Annotated in this window: 19 protein-coding genes; all 19 read right to left on the bottom strand. The window is 73.2% G+C overall.

What is annotated here, in order from left to right:
* Nucleotides 1-116: 116 nt before the first annotated feature.
* Entirely contained in the window at nucleotides 117-764 is a 648-nt protein-coding gene (locus tag FB554_RS04645; protein WP_142004885.1) for a hypothetical protein, read from the bottom strand.
* A gap of 126 nt (nucleotides 765-890) precedes the next feature.
* Nucleotides 891-1,826: an RluA family pseudouridine synthase gene (locus tag FB554_RS04640; protein ID WP_142004884.1), complete on the bottom strand. Its 936-nt coding sequence runs from the start codon at nucleotides 1,824-1,826 to the stop codon at nucleotides 891-893.
* 1 nt (nucleotide 1,827) lies between these two features.
* Complete coding sequence (gene lspA, locus FB554_RS04635) at nucleotides 1,828-2,520, bottom strand: signal peptidase II (protein WP_142004883.1); 693 nt, start codon at nucleotides 2,518-2,520, stop codon at nucleotides 1,828-1,830.
* Nucleotides 2,493-3,536, bottom strand: a complete 1,044-nt coding sequence (locus tag FB554_RS04630; protein ID WP_142004881.1) for a TraR/DksA family transcriptional regulator — start codon at nucleotides 3,534-3,536, stop codon at nucleotides 2,493-2,495. Before FB554_RS04630 ends, lspA begins: the two co-directional genes overlap by 28 nt.
* A 207-nt stretch (nucleotides 3,537-3,743) precedes the next feature.
* Nucleotides 3,744-4,928, bottom strand: a complete 1,185-nt coding sequence (locus FB554_RS17565; RefSeq protein WP_142004880.1) for a DivIVA domain-containing protein — start codon at nucleotides 4,926-4,928, stop codon at nucleotides 3,744-3,746.
* An 87-nt stretch (nucleotides 4,929-5,015) separates the two neighbouring features.
* Nucleotides 5,016-5,294 (bottom strand): YggT family protein, encoded by a 279-nt coding sequence (locus tag FB554_RS04620; RefSeq protein WP_142004878.1) that lies wholly within the window; start codon nucleotides 5,292-5,294, stop codon nucleotides 5,016-5,018.
* Nucleotides 5,295-5,348: 54 nt separating this feature from the next.
* Entirely contained in the window at nucleotides 5,349-5,903 is a 555-nt protein-coding gene (locus FB554_RS04615) for a cell division protein SepF (RefSeq protein WP_142004877.1), read from the bottom strand.
* 71 nt (nucleotides 5,904-5,974) lie between these two features.
* Complete coding sequence (locus FB554_RS04610) at nucleotides 5,975-6,682, bottom strand: YggS family pyridoxal phosphate-dependent enzyme (protein WP_142004875.1); 708 nt, start codon at nucleotides 6,680-6,682, stop codon at nucleotides 5,975-5,977.
* Nucleotides 6,679-7,422: a peptidoglycan editing factor PgeF gene (gene pgeF, locus FB554_RS04605; protein ID WP_142004874.1), complete on the bottom strand. Its 744-nt coding sequence runs from the start codon at nucleotides 7,420-7,422 to the stop codon at nucleotides 6,679-6,681. The genes FB554_RS04610 and pgeF overlap by 4 nt, the downstream gene beginning before the upstream one ends.
* A 4-nt stretch (nucleotides 7,423-7,426) precedes the next feature.
* Entirely contained in the window at nucleotides 7,427-8,794 is a 1,368-nt protein-coding gene (ftsZ, locus tag FB554_RS04600; RefSeq protein WP_142004871.1) for a cell division protein FtsZ, read from the bottom strand.
* A gap of 224 nt (nucleotides 8,795-9,018) precedes the next feature.
* Nucleotides 9,019-9,708: a hypothetical protein gene (locus FB554_RS04595; RefSeq protein ID WP_142004869.1), complete on the bottom strand. Its 690-nt coding sequence runs from the start codon at nucleotides 9,706-9,708 to the stop codon at nucleotides 9,019-9,021.
* 249 nt (nucleotides 9,709-9,957) lie between these two features.
* Nucleotides 9,958-10,683 (bottom strand): cell division protein FtsQ/DivIB, encoded by a 726-nt coding sequence (locus tag FB554_RS04590; RefSeq protein WP_142004867.1) that lies wholly within the window; start codon nucleotides 10,681-10,683, stop codon nucleotides 9,958-9,960.
* Complete coding sequence (gene murC, locus FB554_RS04585) at nucleotides 10,680-12,125, bottom strand: UDP-N-acetylmuramate--L-alanine ligase (protein ID WP_236022268.1); 1,446 nt, start codon at nucleotides 12,123-12,125, stop codon at nucleotides 10,680-10,682. Before murC ends, FB554_RS04590 begins: the two co-directional genes overlap by 4 nt.
* The gene (gene murG, locus FB554_RS04580) at nucleotides 12,118-13,230 is read right to left on the bottom strand and encodes an undecaprenyldiphospho-muramoylpentapeptide beta-N-acetylglucosaminyltransferase (protein ID WP_142004865.1); all 1,113 of its coding nucleotides are present in this window, start codon (nucleotides 13,228-13,230) and stop codon (nucleotides 12,118-12,120) included. The genes murC and murG overlap by 8 nt, the downstream gene beginning before the upstream one ends.
* Entirely contained in the window at nucleotides 13,227-14,498 is a 1,272-nt protein-coding gene (ftsW, locus tag FB554_RS04575) for a putative lipid II flippase FtsW (RefSeq protein WP_142004863.1), read from the bottom strand. The genes murG and ftsW overlap by 4 nt, the downstream gene beginning before the upstream one ends.
* Complete coding sequence (murD, locus tag FB554_RS04570) at nucleotides 14,495-15,994, bottom strand: UDP-N-acetylmuramoyl-L-alanine--D-glutamate ligase (protein ID WP_420809462.1); 1,500 nt, start codon at nucleotides 15,992-15,994, stop codon at nucleotides 14,495-14,497. Before murD ends, ftsW begins: the two co-directional genes overlap by 4 nt.
* Nucleotides 15,991-17,100, bottom strand: coding sequence for a phospho-N-acetylmuramoyl-pentapeptide-transferase (mraY, locus tag FB554_RS04565; RefSeq protein ID WP_142004861.1), 1,110 nt, complete (start codon nucleotides 17,098-17,100; stop codon nucleotides 15,991-15,993). Before mraY ends, murD begins: the two co-directional genes overlap by 4 nt.
* The gene (locus tag FB554_RS04560) at nucleotides 17,097-18,494 is read right to left on the bottom strand and encodes a UDP-N-acetylmuramoyl-tripeptide--D-alanyl-D-alanine ligase (protein ID WP_142004859.1); all 1,398 of its coding nucleotides are present in this window, start codon (nucleotides 18,492-18,494) and stop codon (nucleotides 17,097-17,099) included. The genes mraY and FB554_RS04560 overlap by 4 nt, the downstream gene beginning before the upstream one ends.
* Nucleotides 18,491-20,764 carry a peptidoglycan D,D-transpeptidase FtsI family protein gene (locus FB554_RS04555; RefSeq protein WP_236022267.1) on the bottom strand — a complete coding sequence of 758 codons (2,274 nt, stop codon included), beginning with the start codon at nucleotides 20,762-20,764 and terminating at the stop codon, nucleotides 18,491-18,493. The genes FB554_RS04560 and FB554_RS04555 overlap by 4 nt, the downstream gene beginning before the upstream one ends.
* Between the last annotated feature and the right edge of the window lie 2 nt (nucleotides 20,765-20,766).

Raw genomic sequence — 20,766 nt, 5'->3', positions numbered from 1 at the left:
CAGCTCCCGCCGGCCCGTCACCTCACCCGCGGACGGTGAGTGTGCGCGACTCGCCCACCGACGACGTAAGACATGGGCAAGACGTGCACTCTCAGCGCACTCCCGCGGTTGCGCAGTCAGGAGTCGGACAGGCTGGCTGCCCCTTCGCGGCTGCGGGCGAACCGCCAGATCGCCTGGTCCACCTGCCGCACCTCCACCTGCTGCTGCGCCGCTACCGCCGCGACAACTGCTTCGGCGCGCGCCGGATCGAGCGGCGCGCCGACGGCGTGGGTCACGTACTTCTGGATCCACGTGTCGGCCTTCACCCCGTCATGCCCCAGCATCATCGCGAAGTACACCCACGTGACTGCACCCAGCCCCCGCACTCCGGTGTACGCCCGCCGATGACGGTCCCCGACCGGGTCGAGGTCGCCAGCGCGCGTCACCCCTGCATCCACCAGGCGCCTCGCTGCGTCAACGATGAGGTCGGCCTTGAGTCGCCCGGACGCCCGCGCGTGATTGTCGAGCTGGCGGGCCAGCAGCTCTGGCTTGCGCTTCGCCAGGACCGTGAGGTCGTCCAACCGACGCTGCTCATGATCCCGGTATCGGCCGACTGCACCCCTGACCCCGTTCGTCACCGTCCCGTACCTCGCCCGAATAGAGAGGACGGCGTTGATCAGCGCCGCCTCGATCTCGTCGGGGTACCCGCCTCGCCACTCGACCAGCTGAATCCCGTCGCGCTCCATCCGATCTGCCAGACGTCTGGCAGCCGCATCAGTCTCCATGCCCGAAGTGAAGCAGGCGGCCCCTACGAACGTCGGCGATTCGGTACTTGTCCGAGCGGACCAACCCACCAGACGACGTACGGCTTGGGCGAGTCCTGCACGCCCACCCCCTCGCCACGGCGCCGCTCAGTCGAGCTCGCGGATCCGGTCCAGCGCCGCCTGCAGGTCGTCGGGGTAGTCGCTGGTGTAGGTCACCCACTCGCCCGATCCCGGGTGCACGAACGACAGCTCCTTGGCGTGCAGCCACTGCCGGTCCAGGCCGAGCTTCTTGGCCAGCGTCGGGTCGGCGCCGTACAGCGGGTCGCCGACGCACGGGTGGTGCAGCGCGGCCATGTGCACCCGGATCTGGTGGGTGCGGCCGGTCTCGAGGTGGATGGTGAGCAGCGAGGCGCGGCGGAACGCCTCGAGCAGCTCGTAGTGCGTGACGCTCGGCCGCCCGCTCTTCATCACGGCGAACTTGTAGTCGTGCCCGGGGTGGCGACCGATGGGCGCGTCGATCGTGCCGATCACCGGGTCGGGCAGGCCCTGCACGAGCGCGTGGTAGGTCTTCTCGACCGTGCGGTCGCGGAACGCCTGCTTCAGCACGGTGTACGCCCGCTCGGACTTCGCGACGACCATCAGTCCGCTCGTGCCGACGTCGAGCCGCTGCACGATCCCCTGCCGCTCCGCGGCGCCCGAGGTCGAGATCCGCTTGCCCGCGGCGGCCAGCCCGCTCACCACGTCGGGGCCGTCCCAGCCCACGCTCGGGTGCGCGGCGACGCCGAGCGGCTTGTCGACCACGATGATCTCGGAGTCCTCGTGGACGATCTTCAGCCCCGGCACGGCGACCGGCTTGACCTCGGGCTGGCGCGGGCCGAGCCGCTCGGGCAGCTCGACCTCCAGCCACTGGCCGGCGCCGACCCGGTCGGACTTGCCGACGACCTTGTGGTCGACGGTGATCACGCCGTCGGCGGCCAGCTCGGCGGCGCGGGTGCGCGAGAGCCCCAGCAGGCGCGCCACGGCCGCGTCGACCCGCTCGCCCTCGAGCCCGTCGGGCACCGGCAGCGCCCGGACCTCGGCCACCTCAGCGCTCCGCGTCGTCGGCGCGGGCGGCCTCGGACCTGGTCGCGTGCTCGTCCGTGTCCTTGTCCTTGTCGTCGCTGACCCGGGTGCCGTCGATGCCGATGCCCCGGAAGGCCAGCAGGCAGATCAGCACGGCGGCGCTGACGATCCAGACGTCGGCCACGTTGAAGATCGGCCAGTTGGGCAGCTGGAACATGTCGACGACGTGCCCCTTGCCGCCGCCGGGCGCCCGGAAGAAGCGGTCGGTGAGGTTGCCCAGCGCGCCGCCGATCAGCAGGCCGAGCGCTGCCGCCCAGCCCCGGCTGCGCAGCTTGCGGGCGGCCCAGATGGTGCACCCGATCACGACGATCGCGATGATCGTCAGCAGCCAGGTGGCGTTGGTGGCGATCGAGAACGCCGCGCCCGGGTTCGCAGCCCGGCGCAGCTGGAAGAACTCCCCGACGATCGGGTGCGGCTCCCCCATCTGCAGGTTGGCGACGACCCACGCCTTGCTCAGCTGGTCGATGGCGTACGTCACGACCGCGATGCCGATCAGGACCGCGATCAGCCGGTTCGAGCGGCTCGGCTGCTCAGCGGTCTCGTCGGTCGTCGGGCGGGGCGGGGTCGCGTCGGCTCCCGAGTCGGACGAGGTCTCGTCGCGACCGGCGGACGGTGCGGCTGCGGCGTTCAGTGACGCTCCTGCTTCTGCTTGCATGTCACACAGAGGGTGGCACGCGGCTGGGCCTGCATGCGCAGCTTCCCGATCGCGTTGCCGCAATTCTCGCAGATGCCGTAGGTGCCGTCGTCGATGGCCCGCAGCGCCTTCTCCGTCTGGGCCAGCATCGCCCGCGAGTTCTGCGCGACGGTGAACTCCTGCTCGCGCTCGGAGGTCTTGGCGCCCGCGTCGACCTGGTCGTCACCGGACCCGTCGCCGCTGTCGCGCATCAGCTGCTGGATGTCCTGCTCGATCCCGGACAGCTCGGTGGTGAGCCGCTCCTGCTCCGCCAGCAGCTCGGCGCGTACGGCATCGAGCTCCTTCTTCGTCCACGGCGACTCGTCCTGGCGCACCCGCAGCTGACCGGGGGCCGCGGACGTCGCGCCGGCGGCCTGCTTCGCCGGCGCGCTCTTCTTGGCCGGCGCGCTCTTCTTGGCCGGCGCAGCCTTGGTCGTAGCCTTCTTGACCGGCGCAGCCTTGGTGGTGCTCTTCTTGGCGGGCGCGGCCTTGGTGGTCGCCTTGGTGGCCTGCTTCTTCGCCGGAGCCTTCGTGGCGGGCGCGCTCGCGCCGGTCGTCTTCTTGGCGCTGGTCTTCTTGGCGGCCGGCTTCGTCGCGGTGGTCTTCTTCGCGGTGGTCTTCTTCGCGGCCGCGGGCTTCGTGGCCGCAGGAGCCTTCTTCGCCGGAGCCTTGGTGCCGGCCGCGGTCTTCTTCGTCGCGGTCTTCTTCGCGGTGGACTTCGCCGCCGGCGCCTTCTTCGCGGGTGCCTTCGTCGTGCTCGCCTTCTTGGCGCTCGCCTTCTTCGCGGGGGCCTTCTTCGCGGTCGACTTGGCGGCGGTCTTCTTCGCCGCGCTCGTGCCGGCGGTGGACTTCTTGGCCGCGGGCTTGGCGCTGCCGGACCCACCCTCGCCGCCCGAGCGCCGCCCCGCACTCACCACGCTGCGCAGGGCGCGGCCCACGCGGCCGGTGACCCCCGACGTGCTCGACGTGCCCGCATCATGCTTGTCCGTGCCAGCCATGAGTCCCTCTCCACACCGATGGAGCCACTGCCCCACGTCGACGCAGGAGCCGGGCGTTCCGGGCGAGGATAAGGGACGCCCGCACCCGGAACAACGCACACGCGCCGATTCCCCTCACCGGGGTGGATGACGTACGCCCTCGCCGGCACAACCCACGACGCCCCGGCCCGCAGGGGCCGGGGCGTCGTAGGCGACGGGTCGGTCGACCTAGCTCGCGGAGGAGCCGGCCGTGGACTTGGGGTCGCCACCGTCGATGGTGGTGTCCAGGAACTTGCGCTGGTCGTCGAGGAACGCCTTGAGCTTGCCGCGGTAGTCGCGCTCGAAGCCGCGCAGCCCCTCGATATCACCGGTGAGGCGGTCGCGCTCGGTGTTGAGCTGCCCGAGGATGGTCGTCTTCTGGCTCTCGGCGTCGCGCAGCATCGTCTGCGACTTGTCGGTGCCGTCCTTGACCAGCTTGTCGTGCTGCTGCTGACCGGTGCGCACGAGCTCGTCGTGCTTGGTCTGACCGGCCTTGACCAGCTCGTCGTGCTTGGTCTGGCCCGCCTTGATGAGCTCGTCGCGCTTGGTGTTGGCCTCGCCCACCACGCGGTCGCGGTAGGACTCGCCCTCGCCGACGAGACGGTCCTTGGTCTTCTGACCGTCGGCGACGTGCTCGTCGTGCAGCTTCTGGGCCAGCGCGATGACGCCCGCGGCGCCGGCACCGCCCGCGGCACCCGCCGCGGCGGCGGTCGCCCCGCTGCCCACGCCCTCGGCCTGTCCGGCCGCGGGCGACTGACCGGCGACCGAAGCCGCCTGGCCGGCCACCGGGGCCGGGGCGGTCGCGGGCTGCTGCGGCGCGGCGGCCGGCTGCGCCTTCTCGGCGGCCTCGGCCTTGCTGCGCGCGTCGGCGAGGCGGGTCTGTGCCTCGCGCTCGGCCGCGTTGGCCTCGCGCTGAGCGGCCTGGGCCTTGTCGATCTCGGCCTTGATCGCCGCGAGCTTCTCCTCGGCCTGGCGCTGGGAGTCCTTGGCGACGCGGGTCGCCTCCTCCGTGCGGGCCAGCTCGGCCTTCAGCGTGGCCAGCTTCTGCTGGCTCGCCTTCAGCTCGCCGTCGTCGGCCTTGGCGGCGGCGGAGCCGCCGGCCGGCACGGGAGTGAGACCGGGGACCGCGGCCGCACCCGTCTTGGGCTGCTCCTTGGTCTGCTCGCCCGTGGTCTCCCGACCCGTGAGGCCCTTGCCGCGACGGCAGTCCTCGAGCTGTCCGGAGAGCTTCTCGTTCTCGGCGTTCAGCCGACGCAGCTCCACGACGATGTCGTCGAGGAAGTCGTCCACCTGGCCCTCGTCGTAGCCACTACGACCAAAGCTCTTCGGCCGGCCGAACTCCTTCGTCACCACGTCTTCCGGCGTCAGCGCCATGTGTCTTCACCTCGGTCACCACAAGTGGGCCGACCGGCCCGGCGCAAGTGCCTTCGAGGTCGACCGCAGAATCAAAAACTGTCGCCGTCACCTTAGAAGACTGAGCGACAAAGTGACAGCCAGCATCAGGACGAGGAAGGCCAGGTCGAGGCTGATCTGCCCCAGACGCAGGGGTGGGATGACCCGCCGCAGGGCTCGCAGGGGCGGGTCGGTGACGGTGTAGACGACCTCGGCGATGACCAGCACCGGGCCGCGCGGACGCCAGTCGCGGGCCAGCACCTGGACCCAGTCGATCACCAGCCGGGCCAGCAGCAGGATCAAGAAGACATACAGGAGCAGGATGAGCACTGCCCGGATGGCGTCCATGGCGACAGTCTGCGCGACGTGGCTGCGGAAGGAGCGGGCAGGGCCCGCGCGAGATCAGCTCTGGTTGAACAGGACGCGGGCGTTCTTGGAGGGCTGACCGGTCTGCGTGGCGACCTCGATGGTGGCCGGGGACAGCAGGAACACCTTGCTGGTGACGCGCTCGATGGTGCCGTGCAGACCGAAGACCAGGCCGGCGGCGAAGTCGACCAGACGCTTGGCGTCGCCGTCGTCCATGTCGCTGAGGTTCATGATGACCGGGACACCGTCGCGGAAGCTCTCGCCGATGGCCTTGGCCTCGTTGTAGGTGCGCGGGTGGATCGGCACGATGCGGTTCATCCCCGCCACCTCCGAGTGGTGCATCTCACGGACCGGGTGCGGCGCGGGGGCCCGGCGCGGCAGCGGGGTGACCTCGGCCGACTGCTCCGGGGCCGGGTTGTCGTCGTAGACCTCGTCGTCGGCCGGGTCGTAGTCGTAGCCGTAACCGTCAGCGGCGTACGCGTCGTCGTAGACCGAGCCGTCGTCGGCGCGGCGCGCACGGTTGTCGGGGTGAGCAGGGTCGACCTCGGCCAGTCCGAGGTATTCCATCGTCTTGCGCAGGGCGCTCATCATCCGCTCCTTGGAGGGTCTTCCCTGACGCCCGGAGAGCCGTCAGCAACGTCGTTTGCGAACCGCCGCCGACGCTACCGCTGAGCCGGTCGCGAACCGAGGATTGCGCTGCCGACACGCAGGTGTGTCGCGCCCGCGGCGATCGCCTGCTCCAGGTCGCCGCTCATCCCGGCCGACATCCAGGTCGCGTCGGGGTGGTCGCGACGGGTGCTCTCGACGAGCTCGGCGAGGGTGGCGAACGCCGGCGCCGGGTCGGCACCCAGCGGCGCCACCGCCATGAGCCCGCGCAGTCGCAGGTGCTCCAGCCCGGCGACCTCCTCGACCAGGGCGGGCAGGTCGGCCGGGCGCACTCCCCCGCGCCCCGCGTCGTCGCCGGACAGGTCGACCTGCACGGTGACCTCCAGCGGGTGGTCGCGCTCGTCCGCCGCGCGGTCGAGGGCGCGGGCGATCTTGGCCCGGTCGACGCTCTGCACGACGTCGGCGTAGCGCGTCACGGCAGCGGCCTTGTTGCTCTGCAGCTGGCCGACGAAATGCACAGCCAGCCGACGGCGTACGTCGGGGTCGAGGCTCGCGACCTTCTCACCGGCCTCCTGGTGCCGGTTCTCGGCCACGTCGGTCACGCCGAGGTCGGCGAGCAGCGCGACGTCGGAGGCCGGGAAGAACTTCGTGACGACGACGAGGGTGAGCTCCTCGGGCGAACGCCCGGCGTCGGCACAGGCCGCGCCGATGCGCTCACGCACCCGCTGCAGGTTGGCGGCCAGCTCGTCGCGACGCTCGGTCACGACGCGCCCTCGCCGCGCAGCACGACCACGCCGGCGAACCGGCCGGTGCGCTGGTCGCGGCGGTAGGAGTAGAGATGGTCGCTCTCGCGGGTGCAGCCCGCGACCCAGGAGACCTCGACCCCGTCGGCGGTCAGCTGCTCGACCACGCCGGCGGCGACGTCGATGGCCGGGGTGCCGGTCCAGCTGACGGCGCGCGAGCCGGGCGCGAGATCCGTTGCGGCGTCACGCATCTCGGCGGGCACCTCGTAGCAGCGACCGCACACCGACGGGCCGACCGCCGCGACGATCCGCTCGGCGCCGAGGTCGCGCATCCGCCGCACCGCGGCCGGCACCACGCCGGCGACCATGCCGGGGCGCCCGGCGTGGACGGCCCCGACGACACCGGCGTCGACGTCGGCGAGCAGCACCGGGGTGCAGTCGGCGACGAGCACGGCCAGCGCGAGGTCGGCGGTCGTGGTGAGCACCCCGTCGCCCTCGGGCGGGGTCTGCCCCTGCTGCTCGGCGACCCAGACCTCGGCGCCGTGCACCTGGTTCATCCAGACGAGCCGCTCGGTCGGCACGCCGACCTCGTCGGCCAGCCGGGTGCGGTTGTCCGCGACGGCCGCGGGGTCGTCGCCGACGTGCGCACCCAGGTTGAGTCCGGCGTACGGCGGGCGGCTGACGCCCCCGCGGGCGTCGGTGAAGTAACGGTCGACGACCCGGCCCGCGGGACCGGTGAGCCGGTCCTGCCAGCCGATCATCGGCTCACTTCAGGAAGTCGGGGACGTCGAGGTCGTCCTTGTCGTCGAAGGTGACCTCACGCGGCGGGCGGGCGCTCTGCCCCTGCTGGACCTGGCCGGGGGTGCCGCCGGGCTGACGCTGGTCGCCGCCCTGCTGCCCCGCCTGCTGCGCACCCTGGCCGCCCTGGCCGGAGGGGGCGGGCTGGGTCTGGGACGGCGCCTGGGTGGGCACGCCCTGCGTCGGGGCCTGGTTGCGGTCGCCTCCGGCGGCCGGAGCCTGGCGCGGGGGCTGCTGACCCTGGCCACCGGCCTGCTGGCCGGCACCGGCCGGGCTCGCACCCTGCGGGCCGGACTGCTGCTGGGCGCCGCCGCCCTGCGCGGGCTGCTGGGCCTGCGGGCCGCCCTGGATCTGACCGAGCGCGCGCTCGTCGGGGCGACGCTGCGGCGAGCCCCCGTCGAAGCCGGCCGCGATGACGGTGACCCGCACCTCGTCGCCGAGGGCGTCGTCGATGACCGCACCGAAGATGATGTTGGCCTCGGGGTGGGCAGCCTCCTGCACCAGGCGGGCGGCCTCGTTGATCTCGAACAGACCGAGGTCGGAGCCACCCTGCACCGACAGCAGCACCCCGTGGGCACCGTCGATGCTGGCCTCCAGCAGCGGGCTGGAGATCGCGAGCTCGGCCGCCTGCACCGCGCGGTCGTCGCCGCGGGCCGAGCCGATGCCCATGAGCGCCGAGCCGGCGCCCTGCATGACCGACTTCACGTCGGCGAAGTCGAGGTTGATCAGACCCGGGGTCGTGATCAGGTCGGTGATGCCCTGGACACCGGACAGCAGCACCTGGTCGGCGCTGAGGAAGGCGTCCATCATCGAGACGTTGCGGTCGCTGATCGACAGCAGCCGGTCGTTGGGGATGACGATGAGGGTGTCGACCTCTTCGCGCAGCGCGTTGATGCCGAGCTCGGCCTGGTTGGCGCGGCGGCGGCCCTCGAAGGTGAACGGACGGGTGACGACACCGATGGTCAGGGCGCCGAGGCCCTTGGCGATCTTGGCGACGACCGGAGCGCCACCGGTCCCGGTGCCGCCGCCCTCGCCGGCGGTCACGAAGACCATGTCGGCGCCCTTGAGCACCTCCTCGATCTCCTCGGCGTGGTCCTCGGCAGCCTTCTTGCCGACCTCGGGATCGGCGCCGGCGCCCAGACCGCGGGTGAGCTCACGGCCGACGTCGAGCTTGACGTCGGCGTCGCTCATCAGCAGCGCCTGCGCGTCGGTGTTGATGGCGATGAACTCCACGCCCTTGAGGCCCACCTCGATCATCCGGTTGATGGCGTTGACGCCACCGCCGCCGATGCCGACGACCTTGATGACGGCCAGGTAGTTCTGGGGAGTGGTCACGAGGATGGGGCCTTTCACGACGGGATGGGCGTTCGACCTTCAGCTCAGGGCGCAGGTTGCACCCGACGCTCGATCCCATCATGGAGGCCACCTGGACCGAGCGGTCGGGTGCGACACGCGAGGTGCCGGCCCGGAAGCTCCCGCGCATGCTACGGCAGGGGTCGCTCCCTTCGCACGAGTCGAACAGTGAAGTAGAGGTTGAGTGCGGTTCGGGCGCCGTCGCGTCAGGGCGTGGTGCGCGTCGTGAGCGACCCCCGGCCGAGGGTTCCGGTCCAGTTCACCGTGCCGCTGCCGAGCGCGACCGCGCCGGTGGTGGTGACGTTCGTGACGTCGTAGCAGATCGTGTAGGGACACTCCAGCTCCAGCCCCGGCGGGATGAGTGCGACGAAGATCGCGGTGAAGTCGAAGCACACCCGCGTGGGTCGCAGGGCGGGCGGCGTGCCGTTGGGGATCGGCCGGCTGACCGTGGTGAAGGTCGCGTTGACGGCGCTGATCCGACCGAACGTCCCTGCGCCCACCAGCGTGGCGACGGTGAGACTCGTCGTGCGACCGTCCGACCACGACACGGTCCCGCCGACCCCGAGCACGGCGTAGGCCGGTTCGAACAGGTCGAGTCGGCACGCCGTCGAGTCGATGTTGAACACGGCTGTGCCCGACACGCTCGCGAGACCGAGGGCGGCGGCCCCCTGTGCCGTGAAGGCCCCGCCGGCACCGGCGACCAGGCAGGTCGGGCACTGCGGCGGCGCGGACGCGGCCATGACCGGCGCCATGGCGCCGAGCGCGACCGCGGGGACCGCCCAGGCCGCGCCCTTGGCCAGCGTCCGCCGGGACGGCGCGCCGGGGCTGGGTGGCGGGGCTGCGACCGGGGCGGGGTCGGTGGTGGTGGCGCGGGGCGTGATCAGGGGTGCGGGCATGGCCAGCTCCTTCGAGGGGTCGTTCGACCGCGAGGAGCTCGGCGTGCGGGGCCACACCGTGTCGCGTGCTGCGCGCGGCTTGAGGGGGGCGGATCGTTCACGGTTCACACACATGTGCTAAGCGCGATGTCACGCTAGCGCGATCCGCCCGCCGGGGTGGTCGATTTCACCCGCATCCGTCTCAGCGGACGGTCAGCGTTCACCCACCGGACGCGGCGCCGCCGCACACGGGGGAAGCCGGGGGGCGGCTCAGCTCAGGACCGGGCGCCCGGGGGCGCTGAGGTCGATCGCCGTCGCCCCGTCGTCCTCGATCGTCGGCCGCAGCGCCGCGAGGTCGCGCGCCTTCGCCGAGGAGCCCGTGGCGTCGCCCCAGCTGACCGCCAGGTCGCCGAGCCTGAAGGACACCTGCCCGGCCGAGGACAGCTGCAGGCCGGAGACCCGGGCGCGCTCCTGCGCCGGCAGGGCCGAGAGCACGGTCGCGAGCGAGGACAGCTCGGGGCGGCCCGGCGGCTCCTCCCCCGCCACCTTGACCACGGGCAGACCGCGCGGGGCCTTGGCGCCGCGGGCGTAGGCGACCCCCTCGGTGTCGACCAGCCGCCGGGTCCCGGCCTGCTCGATCACCAGCACCGGCGTGCGGGGCGTGACCGTGACGCGCAGGCCGCGCGGGAAGCTGCGGTCGACGCGCACCGCGCGCACCCCGTCGATCTTGGCCACCCGTCGCTGCACGGCCGAGGTGTCGGCGCGCACCACCGGCGTGCCGACGACGTCGTCGGCCACCGCGCGCACCCGGTCGGTGAGCGCGGCGGGCGCGCCCGTCACCTGCACGGTGCGGACCGTGAGCACGGGGCTGAAGACGACGAGCCAGACCAGCGCGACGACGAGCACGGCCACGCCGGCGAGCAGCAGCCGCCGTCGCCGCGTCTCGTCGCGCAGCGAGGCGGCGCGGGCCGCGAAGCGCGCGTGCGGGGCGCTCACGACGCCTCTCCGGACCCGCCCGTCGCGAGGGCCTCGAGCAGCCGTGGGCCGAGCGCGGTGACGTCTCCCGCACCGACCGTGAGCAGCAGGTCACCGGGGTGCACGGCGCGCAGCGCCAGCTCGAGCGCGGCGTCGTGGTCGGGGGCGAAGTCGGCCCCGGGCACCAGGTCGCTCACCAGGCGCCCGGTGACACCTTCGACCGGTTGCTCGCGGGCGCCGTAGACGTCGAGCACCACGGCGTGGTCGGCCAGCCGCAGCGCCGCGGCCAGGCCGTCGGCGGCGTGCTGGGTGCGGGAGTACAGGTGCGGCTGGAAGACCACGACCAGCCGGCCGCCCTCGCGCAGGGCCAGCCCCGTGCGCACCGCGGCCTCGAGCTTGCCGGGGTTGTGGGCGTAGTCGTCGACCACCCGCACTCCCCCCGCCTCGCCGCGCGGCTCGAACCGGCGCGAGGTGCCACGGAAGGCGCCCAGGCCCGCGACGACCTGCTGCGGGTCGAGGCCCAGCCCGGCGGTGAGCGCGAGGGTGACGCCGGCCGCGTTGAGCACGTTGTGCGCGCCGGGAACGTTCAACGTGAGGTCGAGGTCGACCCCCTGGAGCCGCAGCGTCGCGCGCTGCTGGAAGCCCTCGGCCCACTCGTCACCCACGACGAGGTCGGCGGTCTCGCTGCGGCCGTAGGTGAGCACCCGCCCACCGGCTGCGGCGTGGCGCTCGGCCAGGGCGGCGCTCCCGGCGTCGTCGGCGCAGGCCACCAGCAGCCCGCCCGGGGCGATGGTCCCGGCGAACTCCAGGTACGCCTGGTGCAGCCGCTGCGAGGTGCCGTAGAAGTCCAGGTGGTCGTCACGCACGTTGGTGACGATCGCGACGTCGGGGCGGTAGACGACGAACGACCCGTCGCTCTCGTCGGCCTCGACGACGAACGCCTCCCCCGACCCCGGACCCGCGTTGGCCCCGATGCCGGCGATGTCGGCGCCGATCGCGAACGAGGGGTCGGCGCCGCAGGCGCGCAGCGCCACGGTGGCCATGGCGCTGGTGGTCGTCTTGCCGTTGGCGCCGGCCACGGCCAGCCCCGACCGGTCGGCCATGAGCATGGCCAGCGCCTGCGAGCGGTGCAGCACGGGCAGGCCGCGGCGGCGCACCTCGACCAGCTCGGGGTTGTCGTCGTGGATGGCCGAGGAGATCACGACCACGGCGTCGTCCGGCACGTCGGCGACGTTGGCCGGGGAGTAGCCCACCTCGACGCGGGCCCCGGCGGAGCGCAGCACCTCGAGCACGGGCACGTCGTTGTTGTCCGACCCCGACAGCGCGACGCCGCGGGCCAGCAGGAGCCGGGCGATGCCGGACATGCCGGACCCGCCGACGGCGATCATGTGGACCGCGCCGACCGAGGCGATGTCGGGCAGCGGAGCGGAGAAGTCGAAGCGGGGGTTCGTCCCGTCAGCCACGACCTGCGCCCTCCGGCTGCGCGACGGCCCGCTCGATCATGTCGACCAGCCGCTCGTCCGCGTCGCGGTGCCCCTGGCCGGCGGCCGCGGCGCTCATCGCCTGCAGCCGCTGCGGATCGAGCGCCAGCGGGACGAGCTCGCGGCGCACCCACTCGGGCGTGACCTGGGCGTTGTCGACCAGCACGGCGCCTCCGGCCTCGACGACGGCCTCGGCGTTGCGCCGCTGCTCGCCGTTGCCGATCGGCAGCGGCACGAAGACCGCCGGCAGCCCGACGGCGGAGGTCTCGGAGACCATGTTCGCGCCGGACCGGGTGACCACGAGGTCGGCCGCGGCGTAGGCGAGGTCCATCCGGTCGGCGTACTCCTGCACGACGTACGGCGGCTGCCCCTCGGCGCCGTCGCTCACGGCGAAGCCCTTCCCGGCACCGGTGACGTGCAGCACCTGGACGCCCGCGTCGCGCAGCGCGTCGACGCTGCCGGCGAAGGCCTCGTTGATCTGCTGCGCGCCCAGCGAGCCGCCGGTGACCAGCACCGTGGGGAAGCCGTCGGCGAGGCCCAGCTGACGCAGCGCGTCGGGCCGGGCCGCCGCGCGGTCGAGCCGGGTGATCACCCGGCGCAGCGGCATGCCGATGAGCTCGGCCTGCGGCAGCGGGGTGTTGGCGAAGGTGCGGGCCACGTGGTCGGTCATCCGGGCGCCGAGCTTGGTGGCCATGCCGACGACGGAGTTGCCCTCGTGCACGACGATCCCTCGCCTGCCGCGCGCGGCGACGTAGGCCGGAGGGCACACGAACCCACCGAAGCCGACCACGACGTCGGCGGCGACGTCGTCGAGCACGGCGCGCGCCTGGCGCACGGCGCGCGGGAACGCCACCGGGAACTGCACGGCCGCGAGGTCGGGCCGGCGCGGGAACGGGACCCTCGGGATCAACCTCAGGTCGAGGCCCGCGGCGGGCACCAGCCGCTCCTCCAGTCCGCCGGCCGTGCCGAGACAGGTGATCCGCACGTCGGGGTGACGCTCCTGCAGGGCGGCGGCCGTGGCCAGCAGCGGGGAGACGTGGCCGGCGGTGCCTCCCCCGGCCAGCACGACCGAGCGCAGCGGGCTCATCGCTGACCCCGCGAGGGCAGCACGGCCAGCGACCGGCGTACGAGACTCGGGCGGGCGGCCAGCGCCTCGCGGCACTGCGGGTCGTTGCGTGCGAACGCGACGAGCACGCCGAGGGCGGCGAGGGTGGTGACCAGCGCCGAGCCGCCGGCCGACACCAGCGGCAGCGGCACCCCGATGACCGGCAGCAGGCCGGTGACCGAGCCGATGTTGATGAACGCCTGGCCGACGATCCACACCAGGATCCCGGCGGAGGCGACCCGCACGAAGAAGTCGTCGGTGCCCGCGATGATCCGGTAGGCCGCGAACGCGATCGCGAGGTAGAGCCCGATCACGACGAGGGTGCCGGGCAGGCCCAGCTCCTCGCCGATGATCGCGAAGATGAAGTCGTTGTGCGCCTCGGGCAGCCAGGACCACTTCTCGCGGCTGGCGCCGAGCCCGACGCCCCACCAACCCCCGTCGGCCAGCGCGTAGGTGGCGTGCACCCGCTGGTAGCAGGCGCCGCTCAGCGCGGCCTCGTCGTTGCACGCGCCGAGCCAGCTGCCGATGCGCGACATCCGGTTGTCGCTGCCCTGGACCATGAACACGACTCCGGCGGTCGCGGCGATCGCTCCGGCGACGAACAACCGCATGCGCACGCCGGCGACGAACAGCATGGTCGAGGCGATGAGCAGCAGCACGAGCACGGTGCCGAGGTCGCGGCCGACGAGCACGAGCAGGATCAGCGCCCCGGCGAGCGGCGCGAACGGCAGCATCGCGTGGGCGAACCGACCGATGTGCTTGCGCTTGCGCGCCAGCACCAGCGCACCGGCGAGCACGAGCGCCAGCTTGCCGAGCTCGGAGGGCTGCAGGGTGAAGCTGCCGAAGCCGATCCAGTTGCGGTTGCCCTTGACCTCCTTGCCGATGGGGCTGAAGACGGCCAGCTGCAGCACGAGCGCGAGCACGAAGGCCGGCAGCGCCATGCGCTTGAGCCAGGTCACCGAGAACCGGCTGGCCACCGCGAACGCGACCACGCCGAGCGCGGCGTAGATCGCCTGCTGGCGCGCGATCGTGAACGAGGAGCCGCTGTCCTGGAAGGAGGTGACGCTCGACGCCGACAGCACCATGACCAGACCCAGCCCCACCAGCAGCGTGGTGGCACCGAGGATCAGGTAGTAAGGGGCGACCGGGGACTCCAGCCGCCGGCGCCAGGACCGGACGGACGGCGCGTTGCGCAGCTGGGAGAGGGTGCTGGCCGGTCGCTCGCGCTCGGGCGCGCTGGTGGCGCTCATCGGCCCTCGCCCAGCGCGCGCACCGCCGCGGCGAAGTCGTCGCCGCGCACGTCGTAGCCGCTCCACATGTCCTTGGACGCCGCCGCGGGCGCGAGCAGGACCACGTCACCCGGGTGCGCCATCGCTCGCGCCGCCTGCACCGCCTCGGACATGACGCCAGTGTCGGTGCTGTCGAGCACCTCGACGGGAACCTGCGGCGCGTGTCGGGAAAGCGCGTCGGCGATGACCGCCCGGTCGACGCCGAGCAGCACGACTCCGCGCAGCCGGTCGGCGTTGGCGCGCACCAGGTCGTCGACCGCGGCGCCCTTGAGCTGGCCGCCGGCGATCCACACGACGTGCGGGTAGGCCGCGAGCGAGGCCGCGGCGGCGGGCGGGTTGGTGGCCTTGGAGTCGTCGACGAAGCGCACGCCGCCGACCTCGCCGACGGGCTGGGTGCGGTGCGGCTGCGGGGTGAAGGCGCGCAGCCCGTCGCGCACCGCGGCCGCCGGCACGTCGACCGACCGGGCCAGGGCCGCCGCCGCGAGGGCGTCGGCGACCAGGTGGGGCGGCGGGTCCGCGGACGGGTCGGGCGCCAGGTCGCTGAGCTGGCACAGCTCTGCGGCCGAGGTGGCGCGCTCGGCGACGAACGCCCGGTCGGCGAGGACGTCCTCCACCACGCCGACCATCGAGCGCGCCGGCACGCCGAGGGTGAACCCGATCGCGCGAGCCCCCTCGACCACGTCGGCGTCGAGCACCAGCTGCTCGGTCTGCGGGTCCTGCACGTTGTAGACGCAGGCGACCTGGGTGTGCTCGTAGACCCGGCCCTTCATCCGGCGGTACTCCTCGTAGGAGCCGTGCCAGTCGAGGTGGTCGGGAGCCACGTTGAGGCAGCACGAGGCGTGCGCCGAGATGCTGCGCGACCAGTGCAGCTGGAAGGTCGATAGCTCGACGGCGAGCACGTCGTACGGCTCGGGGTGCAGCACGGCCTCGAGGATCGGCAGCCCCACGTTGCCGGCGGCGGTGGCCCGCAGCCCGGCCGCGCGCAGGATCGACTCGAGCATCGTCACGCAGGTGGTCTTGCCGTTGGTGCCGGTGACGGTGAGCCACGGCGCGGCGCCCTCGCGCGGACGCATCCGCCAGGCGAGCTCGACCTCGCCCCAGACCGGTATGCCCGCGGCGGCCGCTCCCTGCAGGAACGTGTTGGTCGGGGGCACCCCCGGTGACGTGACGACCAGCTGGGTGCCGGGCTCGGGCGCCGGCGGCAGCGCGGCGCCGTGCACGACCTCGGCGCCGAGCATCTGGAGCACCTGGGCGCGCTCGGCCATCGCCGGCGAGGTGCCCTCGCTCAGCACGCGCACGCCGGCGCCGCGCTCGAGCAGCGCGTCGGCGGCGGCGAAGCCGCTGACGCCCAGCCCCACGACGGCGACCTGCAGACCGGACCAGTCCGCGTCGCGGTGGGTGAGGTCGCGCGCTCCCCCGAGCGGTTCGTACGACGGGTCGGGCGGCACGCTCGTCACGCCCCGACCACCCACTCGGCGTAGAAGATGCCGAGGCCGAGCGCGACGCACAGGCCGCAGATGATCCAGAACCGCACCACGACCGTGACCTCGTTCCAGCCGAGCATCTCGAAGTGGTGATGGATGGGGGCGATGCGGAAGATGCGTTTGCGGCGCAGCTTGAACGAGCCGACCTGCAGGATCACCGACAGGGTCTCGAGCACGAACAGGCCGCCCAGGATGACCACGAGCAGCTCGGTGCGGGTGGTGATGGCCAGGCCGGCCAGCGCACCACCGAGGGCGAGCGAGCCGGTGTCGCCCATGAAGATCTTGGCGGGCGAGGCGTTCCACCACAGGAAGCCGAACGATGCGCCCATGACCGCGGCGGCCACGACGGCCAGGTCGTGCGGGTCGCGCACCTCGTAGCACTTGTTGCTCGGGATCTGCGCACAGCTCTGGTTGAACTGCCAGATGCTGATCAGCACGTAGGCGCCGAACACCATCACGCAGGCGCCGGTCGCGAGGCCGTCGAGACCGTCGGTGAGGTTGACGCCGTTGCTGGTGCCGGCGATCAGCAGGTTGGCCCAGATCAGGAACAGGATCATCCCGACCGCCGTGCCGGCGAAGCCGAGGTCGATGCTGACCGGGGTGCCGTCGGGGCGCACGAACAGGGTGTCGCGCACGAACGAGATCTTGGTGCTCGCCGGGGTGCGGTCGGCGCTGTCGGGGAAGTTCAGCGCGAGCACCGCGAAGATCACGCCGACGGCCGTCTGGCCGATGAGCTTCTCCCAGGAGCGCAGGCCCAGCGACCGGGCCTTGCGGATCTTGATGAAGTCGTCGGCGAACCCGACCGCGCCGAGGCCGGTCATCAGGAAGATCACGAGCAGGCCGCTCGCGGTGGGCGCGCGCCAGGTGAGCAGGTGCGCCAGGAAGTACGCCACGAGCGCGGCGGCGATGATCACCGCACCACCCATGGTGGGCGTACCGCGCTTGGTGTGGTGGGTCGTGGGGCCGTCGTCGCGGACGAACTGGCCGTACTCCTTGCGGACCAGGAACTTGATGAACGCCGGGGTGCCCAGCAGCGAGATCGCGAGCGACACGCTCGCGGCAATCAGCACTGCTCTCACCGACCGACCTCCTTCCCGGCTTCTTCCACGATCCGATCCCCCAGGAACCTTAGGCCCGAGTCGCGCGAGGACTTCAGCAGCACCACGTCGCCGTCGGAAAGCTCCTGCGTGAGCAGCGCGTGCGCCGCGTCCACGTCGGGGACCGTCGAGACCGTACCGGGATCGGCGCCGGCGGCCAGCGCGCCACGCGCGATGCCCTCGGCGCCGTCGCCGACCACCACGACCCGCCGTACGTCCGCGGCGGCTGCCGCACGCCCGATCCCCTCGTGCTCCGCCTCGGAGGTCGGGCCGAGCTCGCGCATCGCGCCGAGCACGGCCACCGTGCGCCGGCCGCCGGACCCCATCTGCTGCAGCGCCCGCAGCGCCGCGCGCATCGAGTCGGGGTTGGCGTTGTAGGCGTCGTTGACCAGCGTGATGCCGCCGAGCTCGAACAGCTCCATCCGCCACCGGCTGGCCGGCCGCGCCTCCTCCAGAGCCCTCACCGTCTGGTCGAGGGTGAGGCCCAGCTCGAGCGCCGCGGCGGTGACCGACAGGGCGTTGCCGACCTGGTGGGCCCCGAGCAGCCCGCGCAGCTGGACCTGGCGCGCGCCGGCCGGGGTGTGCATGGTGAACCGTGCCCGGCCGAGCTCGTCGAGCTCGACGTCGGTCGCGCGCAGGTCGGCCCCTTCCGACAGACCGACGGTCTGCACCCGGGCGCGCGAGCGGCTCGCCATCGCCGCGACCAGCGGGTCGTCGGCGTTGAGCACGGCCAGACCGTCCTCGGGCAGCGCCTCGACCAGCTCGCCCTTGGTCGCGGCGATCGCCTCGACCGAGCCGAACGAGCCCAGGTGGGCCTGGCCGACGTTGAGCACCAGCCCGATGCGCGGCGGCGCGATGCGCGCGAGATAGGCGATGTGGCCGACGCCGTCGGCGCCCATCTCGGCGACGAGGTACCGGGTGTCGCGGGTGACCCGCGAGACGGTCAGCGGCACGCCGACCTCGGAGTTGTAGGAGCCCACCGGTGCCACGGTCTCCCCCGCCGGGAGCAGCACGGCAGCGAGCAGGTCCTTGGTCGAGGTCTTGCCCGAGCTGCCGGTGATGCCGACGATCGTCAGGTCCGGCGCCCGGTCGACGACCCCGCGGGCCAACGCCGCGAACGCCTCCTGCACGTCGGCCACGACGACCGTGGGGGTCTCGCCGACCTGGCGGGTGCCGAGCACCGCGACCGCGCCGGCCGCGACCGCGCCCGGGACGTAGTCGTGGCCGTCGGCGTGCTCGCCGACCCGGGCGACGTAGAGCGCGCCGGGCGCGGCCTCGCGCGAGTCGGTGACCACCGGGCCGTCGACCAGCACGTCGGGGCCGCGCAGCTCCCCGCCGGTGATCCGAGCGACCTCGGACAGCTGGAGGGGGATCACTGCTTCTCCCGCGAGGCGCTGGACGACGGGGACGGCGAGGACGAGGGCGACGACGACGGCGCGGTGGGCGCGGTCATCGGGTAGGGCCCGGGGCCGCCGGTGGTCGGGGGGATGCGGGCCTGCTGCAGCGCGAACGACATCACCTTGGAGAACACCGGTCCGGCCACCGCCCCACCGTAGGTGCCCTTGCGCGGGCGCTGGACGGTGACGGCCACGACGTACCGCGGGTCGTTGGCGGGGGCGTACCCGATGAACGAGGCGGTGGTGCCGTCGTAGCGGCCGAGCTCGGAGTCGTAGCGCTGCGCGGTGCTGGTCTTGCCGGCCACCTGGTAGCCCGGGACCGCGGCCTGCGTGGCGGTGCCGCCCTCGCCGACCACGCTCTGCATCATCCGGGTCAGCTGGCTCGCGGTGTCGGTCTGGATGACCCGCTGCGGCGTGCGGTCGTCGGCCGGCTTCTCCCAGCCGCCGTCACCGTCGTCGATGCCCTCGAGCAGCTGGACCGGCTGGCGGACGCCGCCGTTGGCGATCGTCTGGAACACCGAGGCCTGCTGGATGGCGGTGCCGGCGAGGCCCTGACCGAACAGGACGGTGTAGCGCTGGTCGCCCTTCCACTGCGAGGCCGGCGCCATGATGCCGCGTGACTCGCCGGGGAAGCCGACGCCGGTGGTCTGGCCGAGGCCGAACTTGCTGGCGTACTGCCGGAAGACCTCGGGCGAGAACTTCTCGCCGATCAGCACGGTGCCGATGTTGGACGACTGCGCCAGCACGCCGGCGGTGGTCAGGTTGAGGGTGCCGTGCGGCGAGGAGTCGCGGAACGGACGACCGGCGCGCTCCAGCGTCGGCGGCACGGTGACCGGCGTCGTCGGCGTGACCACGCCCTGCTCGAGCGCGGCGGCCATGGTGATGACCTTGCTGGTGGAGCCCGGCTCGTAGACCTCGGTGAACGGGCGCAGCTGCAGGTAGCCGTCGGCGCTGCGCATGTTGCTCGGGTCGAAGCTGGGGTAGGACGCGGCCGCGCGCACCTTGCCGGTCTTGACGTCGAGCACGACGACGTCGCCGGAGAGTCCGTCGGTCTCCTGGACGCGCTGGGCCAGGATGTTCTGGGCGTACCACTGCAGGTCGTTGTCGATCGTCAGCTTCACCGACTGCCCCGGCACCGCCGGCTCGTCGGTGCCCTCGCCCGAGGCGATGGGGCTGCCGTCGCGGGCCCGCTCGTAGACGTGCAGCCCGGGCTTGCCGTCGAGGGCGGAGTTGAACAGCTGCTCGATGCCGCCGCCCGGCTTGCCGTCGCTGTTGACCCAGCCGACGAGCGGCGCGGTGCTGGTGCCCTGGGGGTACTCCCGCCGCACGGTGCGCTCGCTGAAGACGCCCGGGATGCCGAGGCTCTCGATGGAGCGCCACTGCGTGGGCGCGATGTCCTTGGCGAGGTAGGTGAAGCGGGAGTCCTTGGCCGCGGCCTTGTTGAGCACGTCGAGCAGGTCGGCGGCCTTGACCCCGAGCAGCGGCGCGAGGTCGGCGGCCGCGCCGGACAGCCCGACCTGGGTGCGCTTGCCGTTGACCGTCTTGTGGTACTCCGCCATCGCGAGCGGGTCACCGGTGACGTTGCGGCGGTCGACCGAGTCGGCCAGCACGACGCCGTCGGTGTCGACGATGTCGCCGCGCTGCGCCGGGATGGTGACCTTCTGGGTGCGGCTGCCGAGCGCCGCGGCCGAGACCGCGCTGGACTCCACGCCCTGGATGCGCAGCAGCTGCACCGCGAACAGGCTGAACACGCAGCAGATCGCGATCATCAGGAACCGCGCGCGCCGGCGCGGGTGACCCACGCCGAGCGAGAGCGGCTTGCTGCGCGGTGGCTTGCCGCCGCCGGAGCCGCCCTTGCGAGCCTTCGCGGGGCGGGCCTTCGCCGGGCGGGCCTTCGCGGGGCGCGACGGCGCCGAGCTCGCCGTGCCGGGGCCGGCCGGTCGGCTGGCCTGGCGCGGCGGCAGGCCCTGCGTTGCGCCGCGCGGGTCGCGGGTCGTACGTGCGCGGCCGGCCGAGCCCTTGCTCGTCGCCGGCCTGCCGGTCGCCGAGCCGCCGCTCGCGCCCCGGCCACCGGCCGGGCGAGCCGCTGCGGACGTACGGCCGGAGGGGGCGCTGCCGGACGGGCGCGGCTGGCGGGTGGGCCGGCCGGCGCCCGCGGCGGGACGACCCGTCGCGGAACGGGGTGCGCCCGAGCGAGGCGGGGCCTGGCGGCCACGGTCTCCGGGCGGGGTGCCGCGTCGCTGGGTCACGA

The organism is Barrientosiimonas humi (assembly GCF_006716095.1).
GTDB lineage: Bacteria > Actinomycetota > Actinomycetes > Actinomycetales > Dermatophilaceae > Barrientosiimonas > Barrientosiimonas humi.
The sequence above is the reverse complement of the archived record's forward strand: the minus strand, read 5'-3'. Positions and strand labels throughout refer to the sequence as shown.